Here is a 16,548-nt window from a genome sequence, read left to right on the forward strand (position 1 = left end):
ATGTATATTAAAAAGATTTCATTATTGGCTGTGTGTGCAGCTTTATTCTTTGCTTCGTGTAGCAATGATGACGATAATAATCAACAACCTCAGCCAGAAGAACCTGTTGTAACCTATGATGGTGGAGTTTTTATTCTGAATGAAGGAAATTATGGTTCTGATAATAGTACTATTTCTTTCTTGTCAGATGATTTTTCATTTTTTCAAGCAGATGCCTATGGCGAAGTCAATGGTGAAGGTGTGGGGAATACAGGTCAAAGTATTGGTTTTTATCAGGATTTGGCTTTTGTGGTTTTAAACGGATCAAATGCTATTCAAATTATAGATAGATATACTTTAGAAAAAGTAGCAGTTATCAATTCTGGTTTGTCGAATCCGCGATATATTGCTTTTGCCAATGATAAAGCTTATGTAACTAATTGGGGAGACGGTTCTAGTGCTACTGATGATTATGTGGCAGTAATTAACACAACAACGTATGCTATTGAAACTACAATTCCTGTTGGAGAAGGACCAGAAAATATTGTGGCTTACAACGGCAATCTTTATGTAGCATTAGAAGGTGGATGGAGTACTGGAAACAATGCTGTTGTGGTAATTGATTCTTCAACTGATGCTGTAATTGATACTATTACAGTAGGTGATGCGCCTAATTCTCTTGCTGTAGCTAATGATAATTTATATGTTTTGTGCGGAGGAATTCAAGATTGGTATGATTCAAGTAATAATACTAACGGAGCTTTAGTAAGTGTTAGTTTAGCTGATAACTCTGTTTCAACAATTAGCTTTGTCGAAGGAGAACATCCGTCAAATTTAGATATTGAAAACGAAACTATTTATTATACAGTTGATGCTTCAGTTTATAGTATGGCGACATCAAGCACAACATTGCCTACTTCGGCATTATTGTCTGTAACTGCTCAAGGTGCTTATGGAATTTACGGTTTTGCTGTAGAAAACGGAAGAATCTATATTGGTGATGCTGCTGATTATAATTCTAACGGTTCAATTTATGTTTATAATACAACAGGAACTTTATTATACGATAACACAGTTAGAGTAAGTCCAAATGGATTTTACTTTAATAACTAGTTTCATTTCTTTTTGCCCCAAAAGAGAGAGCTCCGCATACATGCAGGGCTCTTTTTTTATTCTGGTAATTCAATATACATTTCTGTTTTTAGAACTTCTTTAGAATTTTTATCTTCAAACGGAACAAATTTTTCTCTTTGGTTTGGTATAGTAAATCGACCATTGGTGTTTACGTAATTTAAAGCTGTACTCAGTAAAGGTTCGTTGCTGTCTCCTAAAACACCTAGGTTCTCTAAGTCCTCCAATTGTGTAACGTCGGGAGGTAAGCCATTCGTAGAATAGTCTGAAAAATTATTAACGTTAGAAATTCTCAAAACAATAGGCTGCATAGCGTATCTGTGATTAGGGTTAACATTATTTTTAGTGAAAGTAGGGGAGTCATATAAGGTTACTGAACCTACATTTTTTCCGGTAGTATTGTTGCCAATTTGCGTTACATTAATATAAGGAGTAAGTCCGTTGATGACCAACTCGCTAGCCGAAGCCGTTCGTTTAGAGGTAATAATATAAATTTTGTCTAAGTTTAAATGATTAATTCCGGCACCATTATCAATAGAATTTGTAAATCGGTTTAGGAGCTTTTCCGGATTACTGCTGTAATAATCGTTCATTTTATAATTCCATTCCTGTTGCGCAAATATTTGTCCGGTAAACTGTCCGGTAATCATACTGGCTAATCGGGTAGCGGTTGCAACAGAACCACCGGAATTATAGCGCAAGTCCAAGATGAGGTGGGTAATTCCTTCTGCTTGAAAATAAGCAAAAGCATTATTTAATTCACTTTCATAAGCGGTATAAAAACCATTGTAAATCAAATACCCTATTTTTTTACTCCCTATAGTATATGTTGTTTTTAAATATACCGGATTTTCAGAATAGACGCTTTTGGTTAGTGTAACACTATTTCCGTTGGGAACAATTTGTCCGTTAACAATATCAGCTAAATATAAGGTATAAGTGGTTTGACCTAAAAGAGAACTGTAGTTGTTAACAGTTAAAGAAACACCGTCTATGGCATAAAAAATATCACCTCTGTGGATATCTTTGGTAGAAGCATCAGTATTAGGCAGAATATAACGAACCCAACCAAAAACATCAGTAGAGCTGTTAGGAGCATATCGTAATTCATAGTCCACTCCATTGCTTTCAGAAGTTCCGGTTAAAGCTTGTTCTAACAGAGTATAATCCGAATAAATGACACTAAAACGATCAATATCGTCACTTACTTTTAAATGGTCAAATAAATCTATAGGTGAAGCAAAAGATTCTAAAAATTGAGTATAGTCATTTTGACCGGTAAAACGAGTATCTGCTAAATCAGGACTATCAGTTAACCAATAGTAATATTGGTTTAAACCTTTCCAAACAAAATCGTTTGCCGAAGTACTCTGTGGATTATCATCCCAATCATCAGAACAGCTTACAACAAATAAGCCTAATGCGAACAGCCATAAAAAGGCTAAAGAAATCTTTTTCATTTTTTTGTTTTAAAAATAATCAATTTTTTGGTGTAACAAAAATAAACTACATTCGTCTGTATTGTATAAAAGGTTAAAAATGAAACAACAGGAGTTTTTACAAATTATATCTCCGTTTAAAGATAAGCTCTTTCGTTTGGCAAAACGAATGCTTCTCAGTACTGAAGAAGCAGAAGATGCTACACAGGAGGTTTTGTTGAAACTTTGGAATAGAAATGACAATTTAAAAACCTATAATAGCGTAGAAGCATTAGCTATGACAATGACTAAAAATTATTGTCTAGATCAATTGAAATCCAAAAGAGCAAGTAATTTACAATTGGTTCATAGTAATTATAGTGATGGAAAACCAAGTGTAGAGCAACAGTTAGAAGATAGAGATGCACTCCATTGGGTAGAAAAAATAATTAATGAGTTACCTGAACAACAACGGTTAATTGTTCAAATGCGAGATGTGGAAGAATTAGAATTTAATGAAATTGCTTCCGTATTAGAGATGACTGAAACTGCAGTTCGCGTAGCTTTATCAAGAGCAAGAAAAATAATTCGTGAAAAAATAACAGCAAAACATAATTATGGAATTAAGACAAGTTGAACAATTGCTGGAAAAATATTTTGAAGGACAAACTACAATTGCAGAAGAAAAACAATTAAAGGCCTATTTTTCTTCTGATGAGGTGGCAACTCATTTGTTGCCTTATAAAGTAATGTTTGGTAACTTTCAAAAACAAAGAGAAGAACAATTTACAAAAATCCTTCCATTACAACCTAGAAAACAACCGTATGTAAAGTGGATTGGGATTGCCGCAAGTTTTGTTTTTCTTTTTGGAGTAATACAATTCTATTTCAATGAAGAATCGAAAGAAGATTTGGGAACTTTTGACAATCCGGAAGAAGCCTTCGCTGCGACGCAAAAAGCATTGCAATTGGTTTCTACCAATGTTAATAAAGGAGTAGAAGGTGTTACCGTATTAAAAGAGTATGAAAAAACTAAAGAAAGAATTTTTAAAGACTAAAGACATGAAAAAGTGTATTGCAGGTTTTGTTTTGTTTTTAATGACAACAACAACTATGTGGGCTCAAACAGCATTTGATAAGTTTGAGGATAAAGAAGGCGTGACTTCCGTTATTGTGAACAAAAAAATGTTTGAAATGATCGGAAAAATGGCAGTAGATGCTAAAGAAAATGATGCTCAAATGTATTTTACCCTTCTTAAAAAATTAGAAAATCTAAAAGTGTTTACAACGGATAATGCAAAAGTTGCTGCCGACATGAAAGCAACGGTAACCAGTTATTTGAAAAGTAATCCGCTAGAAGAGTTAATGCGTGTTAATGACAGCGGAAAAAAAGTAAACATCTATATCAAATCGGCAGGAAATGGCGATATCGTAAAAGAACTTTTAATGTTTATTGAAGATCCGACTTCAAAAGATAATCAAACAGTAGTATTATCATTAACCGGAAATTTCAATTTGAATGAAATATCAACATTAACTGCCAAAATGAATTTGCCGGGAGGAGATCAGCTGAACAAAGCATCTAAAGGCAAGAAATAATATTTTAAAAATAAAATAGGAAGCAATTGCTCTATAGTAATTGCTTTTTTACTATAAAACCAAATCAACTAAATCATATGAAGAGAATCTTGTTTTTGTTATTTTTTATAACCGTTAATTTTGTTTCGGCACAGAATACTTTTTTAGAAGGAATTATTCTTGATAAAGAAACCAATGAAGAAATTCCTTTCGTATCGATCTATTCGCCGGAAAGTTTACAAGGAGTTTATTCCAATCAAGAAGGAAAATTTAAATTTTATTTTTCAGAGAAGGCAAAAACAATCGAGATCTCTTGTTTAGGATACAAGAAAATAGTATTGGAAGTTACCCAAATAGTTGATACAGATACTACATTTTTTCTTGAGACAGATGTCGTAGAGTTAGATGAATTTATAGTAACAGATAAACCGGTTTCAGAAATTCTGAACAATGTCTTAGATAAATCTTTAAGGTTTTTAAATAAGAATATAAAGCTAGAAACCTATTATAGAGAATTTGTAATGATCAATAATAAATACTCTAAATTTTCTGATGGGTTGATAAATTTTTATTTGGAACCCAAACGCAAAGAAAAAATCAGATCTTTTCTGGAAGTTGAACAAAGCAGAGCATTCCAGATTACAGCTGCAGATGAAATTGAGAAAAACGGAAAAGCCGATCTGTCAGAACTAGATTCTTTTTTCAATATACAAGATGCCGTAAACTCTTTTTATACCTTTAAAAATTTAAAAGAGATTACATCGAGCAAAAAGAACACTAAAAAATATGATTTTGAATTAAAAAGCAGAAAAGATTCCGAAGGAAACAAATTTGAAGTGATAAAAGTGATTCCAAAACCGGAAGTAGAAGAAGAATTGATAGAAGGAGAAATTGTTTATGACCCTGTTAATACAGTTGTATTAGACATCAATTTAAGACTAAGCGAAAAACATAAAAAGTATGTCAAAATCAGAAACCTATTATTGTTTAAGTTTGGGATCTACGATTTGGAAATAAAGCAGCAATATAGTTTTTCAAATGGAAAATATGTGCCTCGTTATAAGAAAGTATATGTTGATTTGTATCTGAAATTTGGAAAACAAGTAAATGATCGTCTAAAATTTACAAGTGACTTAGCGGTTACCCAATATTCAGATGTAAATATCATAATTCCTGAAGAAGATCAACTATTTCAAGGGAGAAGTTTATATAAGAACGGAACCCGATATGATACAGAATTCTGGAAAGAAAACAACTCCATTCCTCTTTCTGAAAAAGAAGAACAAATAATAAAATCATTACAATAGAAATGAAAAAAATAATATTAGTTTTTGTATTAATCAGTACTATTGGTTGTGCAAATAAAGAAACCTTACAAAAGTATTTTGTTGAAAATTCGGAGTCTTCTGATTTTATTGCAATTGATTTGGCTCCAAGCTTTATCAATGCTGATAAAATGTCATTGACTAATGAAGAAAAAAGGGCTTTGTTATCGTTCAAGAAATTAAATATTTTAGCTTTTCAAAAAGATTCGTTGGGCGAAGCCAAATTTGAAGTAGAAAAAGCTAAAGTAAAAGCAATTTTAAAAGATAAAGAATACGAACCTTTGATGAAATTTGGAAACAAAGAAAGCGGTGCGGCAGTTTATCTTGTAGGGAAAGAAGACAAAATAGAAGAATTTGTAGTTTTTGCATCGGGACAAGAACAAGGTTTTGTGGTTGCACGATTTTTAGGAGATAATATGAAGCCTTCAGACGTAATGAATTTAGTTGAGGTCATTCGTAAGGCTGATTTAGATTTAGAGCAATTACAGCCTTTAAAAGAAGCTTTAGGGAAGGAATAATCCGCATTTGATTTCAAAAGAAAAGCCTAGCTATTATTTTGCTAGGCTTTTTTTGTGACCACGATCAGATTCGAACTGACACGTCTTGCGACACCACCCCCTCAAGATGGCGAGTCTACCAATTTCTCCACGTGGTCAAATCTCTTGTAAACAAAAAAAGCTATTCGTAAAAACGAATAACTTTTTTGTGACCCCGCTGGGGCTCGAACCCAGGACCCCTACATTAAAAGTGTAATGCTCTACCAGCTGAGCTACGGAGTCAATAAAGCAATTAAGAGAAAGAATTTGTGACCCCGCTGGGGCTCGAACCCAGGACCCCTACATTAAAAGTGTAATGCTCTACCAGCTGAGCTACGGAGTCAATTCATTTCCTTATTGCGGGTGCAAATATATAACCTTTAATTTATTTTCCAATGCTTTTTTATTATAAATTTGCTTTTTTTTACAAATTATTTTTTAACTGTTTAAAAATTAGAAAGTTATTTTTTTATGAAGATTATCTTGTTAGGATATATGGGTTCAGGGAAATCAACCGTGGGTAAAATTTTGTCTGAAAAAACTGAAATTCCATTTTTTGATTTAGATGCTTTAATCGAAAAAGAGGAGGAAACAACTATAAAACAGATCTTTAGAGATAAAGGTGAGATCTATTTCAGAAAATTGGAGAGTCAATATTTTAACGAGTTCATTCAGAATAATACAAGTTATATTCTATCACTTGGAGGGGGAACTCCCTGTTATGCTAATAATTATGAAAAATTACAGCTTCCAGACGTTCAATCCGTTTATTTGAAGGTTTCTGTCCAAGAATTGGCAAAACGTTTAAGAAAAGAGAAGGAAACACGCCCTTTGATCGCTTCTCTTTCCGAGGAAGAATTAGATGATTATATACGTAAGCATTTATTTGATCGTAATTTTTATTACCACCATGCAAAAATAACAATTGATGCTTCAGGGAGTACTCCGGACGAAATAGTTTCTGAGCTTTTAAAAAGGCTAGCTTAAATAAGCATGGTCATTTTGGTTTTCAAAGACAACTTGAACATGTTCTTGTAAAGATGTAGAAAGAGATAATCCTTTAAAGTCAGCTTTGACAGGGAATTGTTTATGGTTGCGGTCAACTAAAACAGCTGTTTTGAATTTTTTTAGAGGAACTTCCAAAAAATGTTTCACACCGTAAATTAATGTAGAACCTGAATTTAAGACATCATCTACCAAGACAATACTTTTATTTTGATAATTCTCTTTGGATAATGAAGTCTCGATAGTATTTAAAGGATGTTGTTTGTTGATAAAAACTTCACAGATGCTAACTTTAGCATCTGATATTTTCTGAATTTCATCAACTAGCTTTTGAGCAAAAATATAGCCGTTTTTACTGATGCCGGCAATAATAATTTCGTCTTCATCAATAAATGTCTCTAAGATTTGATAGCTGATACGAGTAACCTTATTTTTAATTTCTTGATGATTCAGAATAATATTTTTCATGTGTGTTGTTATTTTTTTTCAAAGATAATAAACAGTTCTCTACCTAATCTCGGTTTTATAGAATTATTAGCGGTCTCAAATGTTTTAAACAGAAAGTATTGAGCAAATAGTTCTTTGTATTCTTCAATAGAACCGCCAAAAGGAGGGCCAGCTTCAGTTAAATGAAATTGAAATAATAAACCGGATAACTTTCCACTAGGCTTTAGCAATTCGTGCATTTTTTTTGCATAATTTTTTCTCAAACTAGGATCTAACGCACAAAAAAAGGTTTGTTCTAAGATTAGATCGTATTGGTCAGAATGCTCAAAAAAATCTTCTTCTAGAACTTGATGTGTCAATTCAGGATGTTTAGTTCTAATTTTTTCAAGTGGAGCTGATGCAATATCTACAACAAAAACATTTTTAAAACCGTTGGCAACCAAATAGTCAAATTCATGTCCATTACCTGCTCCCGGGATCAAAATTTTTAAATCTTTATTAATGAGTTGGTCAATATATTCTTTGAGAGGAGTTGTGATTAAACCGGCGTCCCAAGGGCTATCGTTATTCATGTAACGATTGTTCCAATAATTGCTATTCAAGTTCATTATCAAAAAAAGTGTTATCGTCTGTATAATCTTCAATGTCTCTACGGTCTTTTTTCGTAGGCCTACCGGTTCCTTTAGCTCTGTAGTGTTCTTTACTCAGTTTTAGCATTTCTAAATGAGCAAAAGCTTCAGATGGGGTTTCATCTTTTCTGTAGATGTCTACTAATTTTGGTCCAACTCTGTTAGCAGGTATATCTAAAACAGTTAATTGGTAGTTGATCTGGTCTTTTCTGACTGAAATTTTATCGGTTGGAAAAACTTCGCGAGAAGGTTTTGCAACTTGTCCATTTACACTAACGTGTCCCTTTTTAATGGCCTCACTAGCCATATTTCTTGTTTTGTAATACCTTACGGTCCATAAATATTTATCAATCCTCATGAAAAATCAAAAAACAATGTTAATAACCATACAAAAATAAAGGAAAATTGTATCTTGCAAGCAAAATTTAATTGCATGAAATCAAAATTTTATTTATTAAGTATGTTATGGCTATCAACTCTGGTATTATCTTGTAAAAGTGATGATAGTTCTACGATAGAACTCAGAGATAGACAAGAAGTTTATAATGAAAATATAGCTGAAATAGAAGAATATTTGCAAAATAATTATTTAGATGTTAATGATTTTACTGTTAAATCAATTGAAAATGGAGAATCTTCTATATGGAGTACATTGAATGATGATAGCAATCCTTATAGGCTTAGATTTAAAACGGTTAAGAATGATACAAGAGAGACCTTGTATACAGATGGAAGAATTGATGATGATGTAAATTATAAGTTATATTATATAATTTTGAATGAAGGAGGAGGGGAAAGACCTACTTCGGTTGATTCAACATTTGTAGCATACAAAGGGTGGAATTTGGAAAATGTAATGTTTGATGAAAATAAGTTTGGAATGTGGTTTACATTTCCTGAAATATATTCGACAGATGCAATTTCTATTTCAGGTTTCAGACAAATATTATCAGAGATTAAAACTCAAGCTTCTGTTAATATAGGAGATAATGGAGAAGTAGTTCACAATGATTATGGAAATATTATAGTTTTTATACCGTCTGGTTTAGCTTACTTTAATAATGTTACTACCAATATTTCTCAGTATGCACCTATCGCTTTTCAGATTAAGTTGTATTCCAGAAAGGATAGAGATCACGAAGGAGATAAAGTACCTTCTTCTTTAGAAGACTTGAATGGGAATAATGATTTTTTTGATGATGATACAGATGGGGATACTTTGCCTAATTTCCTTGACTATGATGATGATGGGGATAATGTTTTAACTAAAAATGAAGTAAATTTAGACTCTGAAGGTAATTTATTACTTCCTTTTCCAACGTGTATTAATGGAACATTACCTAAGTATTTAGATCCTAGCTGTAATTGATAAATATATTATAAGCAGTTTAGTTTAGTAAATAATCTAAATCTATTCTTAACATAAAAGTCGGAACGAAATTCAATTTTGTTCCGACTTTTCTTTTTTATTCAAGCTTTCTATAAGTGAGCTTTTTTTTAAAGCATTTTGGTTTTTTTTTAGGGGTTTGATAAGAGTATTTTTAGTTTCTAATAGGGACTTAATTTAAAGTAAAATGAAAGTTAACTATTAGAAATAAATACTTATAAATTGATTTCTATTTCTGTTAAAAAGTAGCGGTTAACAATAAAAAATCCCTCAATTGAGGGATTTTCATTAGCTAAAAAATAGTAGAAATAGTATCGGGAAGAGTAAACCTGCAGTGGCTAATTTCCAACCGCGTTGTCTAAACGTGTGTTTCCCGTATTTGATCATCATAGCGCCTGTTACAGCAATTATAATTAAAGAAATTCCAAAAATATCAGAATAATAAATCCAGAAATTCGAAGTGTTTTTGTGAAGTTTCATGGTTTGACTGATCAAAGGTGTATTCACAAACTGAATGATTTCTCCTTTTCCTGTTTTCACATCTAATTCCACTTCAGTATTTTCAAACATCATTTTGAATTTCCCTTTGCGAACCATTTGGCGTTTCATTCTTTCTTCAATCTTAAGATCTTTGGCCAATTGTTCTGCATATTGCTCCGTGATTTCATGTTCTGAAGGTAATGCTACTTCAATTTCTTTGGCTTCAATCGTATATTTTTCAGGATGCCAATGATCTCTGTGGTTCATCATGATACCGGAAAATGCAAATGAAATAATTAAGCCTAAGTAGAAATAGCCTAAATCGCGGTGTATGTTTCTGATTTTTTGTGCGTTCATTTTAGTTGTTCTATAATAAAATTAGAATTTGTATTTAAGTGATGTCAAGATTTGTCTAGGGGCAATAGGATTGATACTATAATTTTCGTGAACTGTATAGTTCAATTCGTTTGTAATATTAGACAATTTACACAACAATGAGAAATTTTTCCACTTATATCCTAAAGAAACATCAACTGTTACGTAGCCATCAATTGGAATTTCTCTATCCCTAATTCCATTTGGGTAGTCTGGGTTAATTTGGTTGTTCCAACCTCCTAAACGATCTCCAATGTAGTTTCCTAAAGCACCAACTGATACATTCTTAAAGATTCCTGTTGGTACAGTATAGAAGAAACTTAAATTAGCCGTATGTTGAGGTGTTCTTACCAAACGATCACCTTCAATAAAACTTCCTGTTAGTCCGGTTGTTTTTGTATAACGCATATCATTGTAGCTATAGCCGGCCATAATTTTAAAGTCTTCAATAGGATAGTAATTAAAATCAACTTCAACACCCTTACTTGTAGTTTCACCGCTTAACGATTTAATGTTTGTGTTGTTGTTAATATTTCCATTAGCATCAAATTCGGCAGTTTGTGCTAAGTTACTGTTTACAATTTGGTATACAGTAAGGTTAGTGCTTAGTTTTCCGTTAAAAAAATCGTTCTTAATACCAGCTTCAATTTGATCAATAATTGAAGGTTTAATTGCTTTATTGTTGATGTCAACTCCTGTATTTGGGGTAAATGAATTAGAGTAGCTAGAGAATATTGTAATTGTTTTTGTAGGTTGATAAATTAACCCCACTTTAGGCGAAAAAGCTCTGTCATTACGGATAGTTTCATCAGTAACTGTATTATTTGTATAGTTGTAAGTTACAGGCTTTGTTTCTTGGTATGAATAACGAACACCTAATAATGCTTTAAACTTTTCTCCAAAAGAGATTAAATCTTGTGCATATACTCCTAAACGATTGGTTTCCGTTTTAACAATACTGGTAATTTCTGATGGTAAAACCGGACCTTCGTTTGAAGCATCATAAGTCGCAGGGTTGAAAATATTAACTGTATCGTAAGTAGTTATTGTTTTTGGGATCTCATTTGCATCTAAGTCATTTGGATTATAAAATCTAAAACGATACGTATCTGCATTTGAAATTTCAGTATCAATACCTGTAAATAATTGGTGTTTAATTTTTCCTGTTTTAAAGTTACCTTGTAAACTAATTTGGTTCGCTAAAATTTGTTCAGCAGCTTTACTTTTTCCATAAGGTCTGTTCCAATCTCCATTATCAGCAGGCTGAATTCTTTCAGTTCCTGTATATTCTCTGTTATAATCTTGGAATGAAGAATTAAAGTTTAAATTCCAATTGGGATTAAATTCGTGATGTAATAATATTGAAGCAGAGGCTTGTTTTGTGAAGCCATTAGACCATTTTGCCCCTAAGTAAGCATTTCTAGGAACATCGGCAATTTCTTTACCAATTGAACCCGTACCGAAGTCGGGAGTCCAGTCATCACTTAGATAATCACCTTGAACAGTAATTTCAGTTTTTTCAGTGACTTTAAATAAAACAGAAGGATTAATGTAATAGCGTTCTCTTGTTACATAATCACGGAAACTTTCTGAATTTTCATAAGAACCGTTTAAACGCCAAGCAATATTTTTATTAAAAACGCCGTAAATATCAGCAGACGGCTTGTAAAAATTATAACTTCCCGCTTGCATAGAAATTTCGCCCCCCGTTTTAAAATTTGGAGTTTTGGTAACCATATTTAAAATTCCTCCGGGAGCAACATTACCATATAAAAGAGCGGAACTTCCTTTTAAAAATTCGACTTTGTCCAATGAGGAAACTTCAGGAATAGAACCGCTATTAAAACGGAAACCATTTTTGAACATATTATTTGAAGACATGTCATAACCTCTTGACCAGAATGATTCTTGAGAGCCACCTCGTGCAGAACCTACATAAACTCCATTAGCATTTTTTATGACATCACTTAAACGAACTGACTGTTGTTGTTCGATGACTTCATTATCTATTACCTGCACAGCTTGAGGTAAGTCCATTATTTTTATACCAGATCTGTTTACAGATGCTTTAGGAGCATTTTTTTTGCCATTTAAAACAACTTCTTTTAATTTCTTAACAGTATCATTTTCAATGGATAATTCATTTTCAAAATCAACATGTTTTTCTTGCGCAAAAACAAATAAATTAGTACATAAAATTGCAGCCAGTAATTTATATTTTTTCATTTTATTTAGAATAAATTAAAATAATTGCGCAAAAGTATGTATTCTGATGAGATTCGCAAAAACTATTTAGATTTATTTTAATTAAAAATTATGATGTAGCAATCCTCATTTTGCATAGGCTTGATTCTCTATCAATTCCAGATAATTTTATTTTTTATACTAGCATAATTAATGAAATGAATATTTGAAGATAATTGTAAAAGTTGGATTAATTCAAAAACCTCAAAACGATCTAAAAGAATAATAAAATTCTTTTGTAAAGTAGGAATCGGAATCTTTTTATCATATATCGAATTTTTATATTCTTCTTCCCAATATTCAACATCTACCTTTTTTAAATAATTTTCAAAAGCCAGTAGTTCTTCTTCTGTAAGATTGAAATTGAGGTTTTTATAAGTCAGTTGGTAATTTTTACATCCTTTTAACCAGAGTAAAACACCATTTTTAGTTTTATTAAGTAATGAATAATTATAGCACATATTATTAAGAATGATTTTAAATAAAAATCTAAAAATAGTAACTATATTTTACTCAAACAAATTATTTAGAATTATTTTAAATAATAAGTCGTAAAAAATTAATGTGCGTGTTTTTGCTTTTTCTGTCTACCCCACCATATTAAAAATCCTGTGATTGGTAGTGAAGCACAAATTAAACTTATGATAAAAGCAAGAATTTTTCCGGGTAGTCCTAAAATAGCTCCTACATGAGTATCATAATTAGCCGCAATAGCTTTTTCTCCCAAATTTTTATCTTTATGGTCATGTATGTGAAGTAATTCTCCTGAGTTTTCATCGAAAATTAAACTATGATTAATATGATAAGAATAGGAGAGTTGTTTTATAAAAACAGAATAATTAGGATGTTCATGGTCGTCAATATGTTCGTAGCCAAAATCTAGTGAATAGGCAAAGGCATCAGGATATAATTCTTCTACTTTTTTACCAATTTTATCCAAAGTATGTTCATTGCGCATTTCGATAGGTGCTTTGGTAGTAATATGTGAAAAATCAGGATAACTGGTACTTCCTCCTGAAAAGATAAAATAGATCAAAGCCTGAATAAAGAAAAAAGAATAGTATAAACCTGTTATAGCAATAATGAATGCAAAGGTTGAAGCATAAAAACCTAAAACATTATGTAGGTCATAATTTTTACGTTTCCATTTTTTTACATTTTTCCAATTGAACCAAAAGCGTTGTTTTCGAGCGTTTTTATTTTTGGGCCACCAAAGAACAATCCCGGAAATAAGCATGAATACAAAAATAAGAGTAGGAATTCCGCAAACATATACTCCCCAGCTCGTATTGAGCATAAAACTGTAATGGATCGATTTTATGATGTTGAAGAAGCTTCGGGTTTCATCATAAATGCCTAATATTTCTCCTGTAAAAGGATTTACGTAGACAGACTTATAGATAACATATTCTTCAAATACATTCCATCCTTTAGGATTATGTTCGTAATAATAGAAAACGTAACTTCTGCTTTTGTCAACAGGAATGGTAACCCAGTGTATTGGAAATCTCTCTTTAGTAACAACATTGATTTTTTGTTCCAATTCTTTCAAAGACAAAATAGTTTTGCTTTCTATATTCTGTTCTTTATGAAAAATAGCATCTTTACGGATAGAATTGGTGATTTCTTCCTGAAAAGCATAAATAGCTCCTGTGATAGAAACGATAAAAACAATTATTCCTGTTGATAATCCTAACCACAAATGGAGTTTACCAATCCAGTGTTTTAATCCTCTTTTTTTTGTTTTTTGCATTCAATTGTGTTTTATGGAAATTCTTAAAGATAACTCCTCTATCTTAAAAAGTATAAAATAGAGGAGCTCAAAATTTAAACTAACATGAAATATAAAAGTTAAAAACGGTATGCAACAGTAATTCTTCCATTAATTCCCGGTTCACTTTGCCAGTATAGGTAAGTTCCATAGTTAGAACCACTATATAAATATTTATTCAGAATATTATTTACATTTAAGGTCACATTAAAATGGTCATTTTTCCAAGAAACAGCTCCATCTAATCTGAAGTAATCAGGCAATTCTGATTTGTTATCACTACCCCAGTTCCAAGAAGAACGATCTACTTGATATTGATATCCGGCAGATATTCCAAAACCTTTGAATAATGATTCTTTTTTAAAGTTATAATTTAACCAACCATTAGTAATGTGTTTTGCAAAACCGGCTACTTTTGTGCCTACATTCGCAGGATCAGAATCTTTAGTGATCTCTACGTCAGTATTAGCATAATTCAAGATAATGTTCAATTCAGGTGTAATTTGTCCTTGCATATCAAATTCAAGACCTTTTGATTGAATCTCCCCTAATTGAATACTGAAATTTGGATTTTCAGGATCGTTTACCAATACATTCTCTTTAGTGATTTGATAAACCGTTAAGCTTGTATTTAGCTTTCCGTTGAACCAAGATTTTTTTAATCCACCTTCAATATCAGTTCCTAAAACCGGATCAAATTTTTCTCCTGTAGCGCTTGCTCCATATTGTGGTGCAAAAGATTGGTCATATAAAGCATAAGCAGTGAAACCTTTTAAAATATCGTAACTTAAACCAAAACGAGGTGTAAAACGAGATTCTTTACTACTTTGACCATAAGCAAACGTTTTACCTTCAGTATAACGGGTTGCTATTGTTAATCGTAGTTTTTCGTCCAAGAAATTCAATTCATCTTGTGCATACGCAGAATATAAATCTGCTCCTTGATGATTAGCAGCTCCTCTTTCTTTAACAGATGATGAGCGGTCAAATTCTGGATATACAGCATTTCCATAAACAGGATTGTAAATATTAAAAGGATTGGCTGGATCATCAATTAATCCGTATTGTCCCCAATCAGCGTAGTAACTCAAGTTCCTTGAATCTACCCCACCCATTATTTTATGTTTGATGAATCCTGTATTAAATGTTCCGTTTACATAAATTTGTCCTAATTGATTGGTGCTTAATGCATCCCAAATACTTAGGTAACGCAATAAATCTCCGTTATCAGCCATACTATAAGCCCATAAACTGCTTCCTGTGCCACTATACTGCATAATCATGTATTGCCCGGCAATTGACCAATTTTCATTAAATTTATGTGTAATATTGGTTAAGAAACTCATTTCTTCAATAGTAGACATTGGAAAATCTTTATCAAGTATCGAAAAATCACGATCTAAACTTCCGAATCCGGCCGATGACGGAGCAAATACATAAGCTGCACCAATCATTTGTTTTGCTTTTTGATAAGTAACTTCTGTAGTTACAGAAGTTTTGTCTGAGAATTCATAACGAAAAGAAGGAACGATACTGTATCGATTGCTTTTTTCATATTCTCTTTGGCTTTCTAAGTTTTGGTACATGCCATTTAAACGGTATTGAAACTTTCCGTCTTTTGTTAAAGCGCCACCTAAGTCAATAGTTCCTCTGTAAGTGTTGTAGCTTCCTGTAGTGAAACTAAAGTCATGAATTTTGTTTTTAGTCGGCTTTTTGGTAACAACATTATAAAAACCTCCGGGTTCTCCCGCAGACATCATAAAACCAGAAGGACCTTTCACAAATTCAATTCGATCTACCATAGACATGTCTTCAGAAAGAGGTCCCCAAGGTAATTCCACATTCATTCCGTTTCTAAAGGCAGGAAGTTTAAAACCTCTCATGTTGATTCTTGCAAAATGTCCCCAGTGCTCAATCATTTGAGCTCCACTTACATTTCGTGTAACCGACTCCATCATGTTGATGATATTTTGGTTGTCAATAGCCTCTTTGGTGATTACTTGGATGTTTTGAGGTATTTTTTCGATTTCAGTCTGTAAGCGAAGACTACTTGAAGTTTCTTTTGTAGCAAATTTGTTTTGAGTACCGCTAACAACTACTTCATTAAGAGATTTAATAGTATCTTTTTGCTTTTCTTGAGCTATGGCTACGGAAGCTATAGAACAAATCGCTAAAGAAAGTATTGTATTTTTCATTTATTTAGATTTATTAAAAACAATGCAAAACTAAAAAAGATAGAGTGA

General features: G+C 32.1%; 17 protein-coding genes and 3 tRNA genes. 8 read left to right on the plus strand and 12 right to left on the minus strand.

The window, feature by feature from the left end; genetic code table 11:
- On the plus strand, nt 1-1,092 hold the full coding sequence (locus ACUSJC_RS12320; RefSeq protein ID WP_449269870.1) for a DUF5074 domain-containing protein: 1,092 nt from the start codon (nt 1-3) through the stop codon (nt 1,090-1,092).
- A gap of 56 nt (nt 1,093-1,148) precedes the next feature.
- On the opposite strand, the gene ACUSJC_RS12325 is transcribed toward ACUSJC_RS12320, so the two are convergent.
- On the minus strand, nt 1,149-2,570 hold the full coding sequence (locus tag ACUSJC_RS12325) for a S41 family peptidase (RefSeq protein WP_449269871.1): 1,422 nt from the start codon (nt 2,568-2,570) through the stop codon (nt 1,149-1,151).
- Between the two features lie 79 nt (nt 2,571-2,649).
- On the opposite strand from ACUSJC_RS12325, the gene ACUSJC_RS12330 reads away from it, so the two are divergent.
- From ACUSJC_RS12330 to ACUSJC_RS12350, 5 genes are all read left to right on the plus strand, one after another.
- On the plus strand, nt 2,650-3,165 hold the full coding sequence (locus tag ACUSJC_RS12330) for an RNA polymerase sigma factor (protein ID WP_449269872.1): 516 nt from the start codon (nt 2,650-2,652) through the stop codon (nt 3,163-3,165).
- Nucleotides 3,146-3,586, plus strand: a complete 441-nt coding sequence (locus ACUSJC_RS12335; RefSeq protein WP_449269873.1) for a hypothetical protein — start codon at nt 3,146-3,148, stop codon at nt 3,584-3,586. The genes ACUSJC_RS12330 and ACUSJC_RS12335 overlap by 20 nt, the downstream gene beginning before the upstream one ends.
- 4 nt (nt 3,587-3,590) lie before the next feature.
- A complete protein-coding gene (locus ACUSJC_RS12340) occupies nt 3,591-4,127 on the plus strand; it encodes a DUF4252 domain-containing protein (RefSeq protein ID WP_449269874.1) in 537 nt (178 codons plus the stop codon).
- A gap of 77 nt (nt 4,128-4,204) precedes the next feature.
- Complete coding sequence (locus tag ACUSJC_RS12345) at nt 4,205-5,413, plus strand: carboxypeptidase-like regulatory domain-containing protein (protein ID WP_449269875.1); 1,209 nt, start codon at nt 4,205-4,207, stop codon at nt 5,411-5,413.
- Nucleotides 5,414-5,415: 2 nt separating this feature from the next.
- A complete protein-coding gene (locus ACUSJC_RS12350; RefSeq protein WP_449269876.1) occupies nt 5,416-5,949 on the plus strand; it encodes a DUF4252 domain-containing protein in 534 nt (177 codons plus the stop codon).
- A gap of 55 nt (nt 5,950-6,004) precedes the next feature.
- Here ACUSJC_RS12350 and ACUSJC_RS12355 read toward each other — a convergent pair.
- The 3 genes from ACUSJC_RS12355 to ACUSJC_RS12365 form a co-directional block, all read right to left on the minus strand.
- Nucleotides 6,005-6,086: transfer RNA gene (locus ACUSJC_RS12355), tRNA-Leu, on the minus strand.
- A gap of 51 nt (nt 6,087-6,137) precedes the next feature.
- A tRNA-Lys gene (locus ACUSJC_RS12360) sits at nt 6,138-6,210 on the minus strand.
- A gap of 27 nt (nt 6,211-6,237) precedes the next feature.
- Nucleotides 6,238-6,310, minus strand: a tRNA-Lys gene (locus ACUSJC_RS12365).
- Between the two features lie 128 nt (nt 6,311-6,438).
- Here ACUSJC_RS12365 and ACUSJC_RS12370 point away from each other — a divergent pair.
- A complete protein-coding gene (locus ACUSJC_RS12370) occupies nt 6,439-6,954 on the plus strand; it encodes a shikimate kinase (RefSeq protein ID WP_449269877.1) in 516 nt (171 codons plus the stop codon).
- On the opposite strand, the gene ACUSJC_RS12375 is transcribed toward ACUSJC_RS12370, so the two are convergent.
- The 3 genes from ACUSJC_RS12375 to ACUSJC_RS12385 are packed head-to-tail and all read right to left on the minus strand — an operon-like array spanning nt 6,946 to nt 8,406.
- Nucleotides 6,946-7,440 (minus strand): phosphoribosyltransferase family protein, encoded by a 495-nt coding sequence (locus ACUSJC_RS12375; RefSeq protein WP_449269878.1) that lies wholly within the window; start codon nt 7,438-7,440, stop codon nt 6,946-6,948. The genes ACUSJC_RS12370 and ACUSJC_RS12375 overlap by 9 nt on opposite strands.
- 8 nt (nt 7,441-7,448) lie before the next feature.
- Nucleotides 7,449-8,027, minus strand: coding sequence for a methyltransferase (locus ACUSJC_RS12380; RefSeq protein WP_449269879.1), 579 nt, complete (start codon nt 8,025-8,027; stop codon nt 7,449-7,451).
- Nucleotides 8,014-8,406, minus strand: a complete 393-nt coding sequence (locus tag ACUSJC_RS12385; protein WP_449269880.1) for an RNA-binding S4 domain-containing protein — start codon at nt 8,404-8,406, stop codon at nt 8,014-8,016. Before ACUSJC_RS12385 ends, ACUSJC_RS12380 begins: the two co-directional genes overlap by 14 nt.
- Before the next feature lie 75 nt (nt 8,407-8,481).
- On the opposite strand from ACUSJC_RS12385, the gene ACUSJC_RS12390 reads away from it, so the two are divergent.
- Nucleotides 8,482-9,417 (plus strand): FKBP-type peptidyl-prolyl cis-trans isomerase, encoded by a 936-nt coding sequence (locus ACUSJC_RS12390; protein WP_449269881.1) that lies wholly within the window; start codon nt 8,482-8,484, stop codon nt 9,415-9,417.
- 306 nt (nt 9,418-9,723) lie between these two features.
- Here ACUSJC_RS12390 and ACUSJC_RS12395 read toward each other — a convergent pair whose 3' ends face one another.
- The 5 genes from ACUSJC_RS12395 to ACUSJC_RS12415 form a co-directional block, all read right to left on the minus strand.
- Nucleotides 9,724-10,272, minus strand: a complete 549-nt coding sequence (locus ACUSJC_RS12395) for a PepSY-associated TM helix domain-containing protein (protein WP_449269882.1) — start codon at nt 10,270-10,272, stop codon at nt 9,724-9,726.
- A 21-nt stretch (nt 10,273-10,293) separates the two neighbouring features.
- Complete coding sequence (locus ACUSJC_RS12400; protein WP_449269883.1) at nt 10,294-12,516, minus strand: TonB-dependent siderophore receptor; 2,223 nt, start codon at nt 12,514-12,516, stop codon at nt 10,294-10,296.
- A 131-nt stretch (nt 12,517-12,647) separates the two neighbouring features.
- Complete coding sequence (locus ACUSJC_RS12405) at nt 12,648-12,995, minus strand: DUF6686 family protein (RefSeq protein ID WP_449269884.1); 348 nt, start codon at nt 12,993-12,995, stop codon at nt 12,648-12,650.
- Between the two features lie 98 nt (nt 12,996-13,093).
- Entirely contained in the window at nt 13,094-14,287 is a 1,194-nt protein-coding gene (locus ACUSJC_RS12410; protein ID WP_449269885.1) for a PepSY-associated TM helix domain-containing protein, read from the minus strand.
- 98 nt (nt 14,288-14,385) lie between these two features.
- The gene (locus tag ACUSJC_RS12415; protein ID WP_449269886.1) at nt 14,386-16,500 is read right to left on the minus strand and encodes a TonB-dependent siderophore receptor; all 2,115 of its coding nucleotides are present in this window, start codon (nt 16,498-16,500) and stop codon (nt 14,386-14,388) included.
- Nucleotides 16,501-16,548: the final 48 nt, after the last annotated feature.

It is taken from the genome of Flavobacterium sp. U410, from assembly GCF_053570605.1.

What these genes read in the sequence shown, in the direction of transcription:
- ACUSJC_RS12410 (WP_449269885.1), bottom strand. Translation starts at nt 14,287, where the DNA reads ATGCAAAAAACAAAAAAAAGAGGATTAAAACACTGGATTGGTAAACTC.
- ACUSJC_RS12385 (WP_449269880.1), bottom strand. Translation starts at nt 8,406, where the DNA reads ATGAGGATTGATAAATATTTATGGACCGTAAGGTATTACAAAACAAGA.
- ACUSJC_RS12340 (WP_449269874.1), top strand. Translation starts at nt 3,591, where the DNA reads ATGAAAAAGTGTATTGCAGGTTTTGTTTTGTTTTTAATGACAACAACA.
- ACUSJC_RS12395 (WP_449269882.1), bottom strand. Translation starts at nt 10,272, where the DNA reads ATGAACGCACAAAAAATCAGAAACATACACCGCGATTTAGGCTATTTC.
- ACUSJC_RS12370 (WP_449269877.1), top strand. Translation starts at nt 6,439, where the DNA reads ATGAAGATTATCTTGTTAGGATATATGGGTTCAGGGAAATCAACCGTG.
- ACUSJC_RS12390 (WP_449269881.1), top strand. Translation starts at nt 8,482, where the DNA reads ATGAAATCAAAATTTTATTTATTAAGTATGTTATGGCTATCAACTCTG.
- ACUSJC_RS12400 (WP_449269883.1), bottom strand. Translation starts at nt 12,516, where the DNA reads ATGAAAAAATATAAATTACTGGCTGCAATTTTATGTACTAATTTATTT.
- ACUSJC_RS12345 (WP_449269875.1), top strand. Translation starts at nt 4,205, where the DNA reads ATGAAGAGAATCTTGTTTTTGTTATTTTTTATAACCGTTAATTTTGTT.
- ACUSJC_RS12380 (WP_449269879.1), bottom strand. Translation starts at nt 8,027, where the DNA reads ATGAACTTGAATAGCAATTATTGGAACAATCGTTACATGAATAACGAT.
- ACUSJC_RS12325 (WP_449269871.1), bottom strand. Translation starts at nt 2,570, where the DNA reads ATGAAAAAGATTTCTTTAGCCTTTTTATGGCTGTTCGCATTAGGCTTA.
- ACUSJC_RS12405 (WP_449269884.1), bottom strand. Translation starts at nt 12,995, where the DNA reads ATGTGCTATAATTATTCATTACTTAATAAAACTAAAAATGGTGTTTTA.
- ACUSJC_RS12330 (WP_449269872.1), top strand. Translation starts at nt 2,650, where the DNA reads ATGAAACAACAGGAGTTTTTACAAATTATATCTCCGTTTAAAGATAAG.
- ACUSJC_RS12320 (WP_449269870.1), top strand. Translation starts at nt 1, where the DNA reads ATGTATATTAAAAAGATTTCATTATTGGCTGTGTGTGCAGCTTTATTC.
- ACUSJC_RS12350 (WP_449269876.1), top strand. Translation starts at nt 5,416, where the DNA reads ATGAAAAAAATAATATTAGTTTTTGTATTAATCAGTACTATTGGTTGT.
- ACUSJC_RS12335 (WP_449269873.1), top strand. Translation starts at nt 3,146, where the DNA reads ATGGAATTAAGACAAGTTGAACAATTGCTGGAAAAATATTTTGAAGGA.
- ACUSJC_RS12415 (WP_449269886.1), bottom strand. Translation starts at nt 16,500, where the DNA reads ATGAAAAATACAATACTTTCTTTAGCGATTTGTTCTATAGCTTCCGTA.
- ACUSJC_RS12375 (WP_449269878.1), bottom strand. Translation starts at nt 7,440, where the DNA reads ATGAAAAATATTATTCTGAATCATCAAGAAATTAAAAATAAGGTTACT.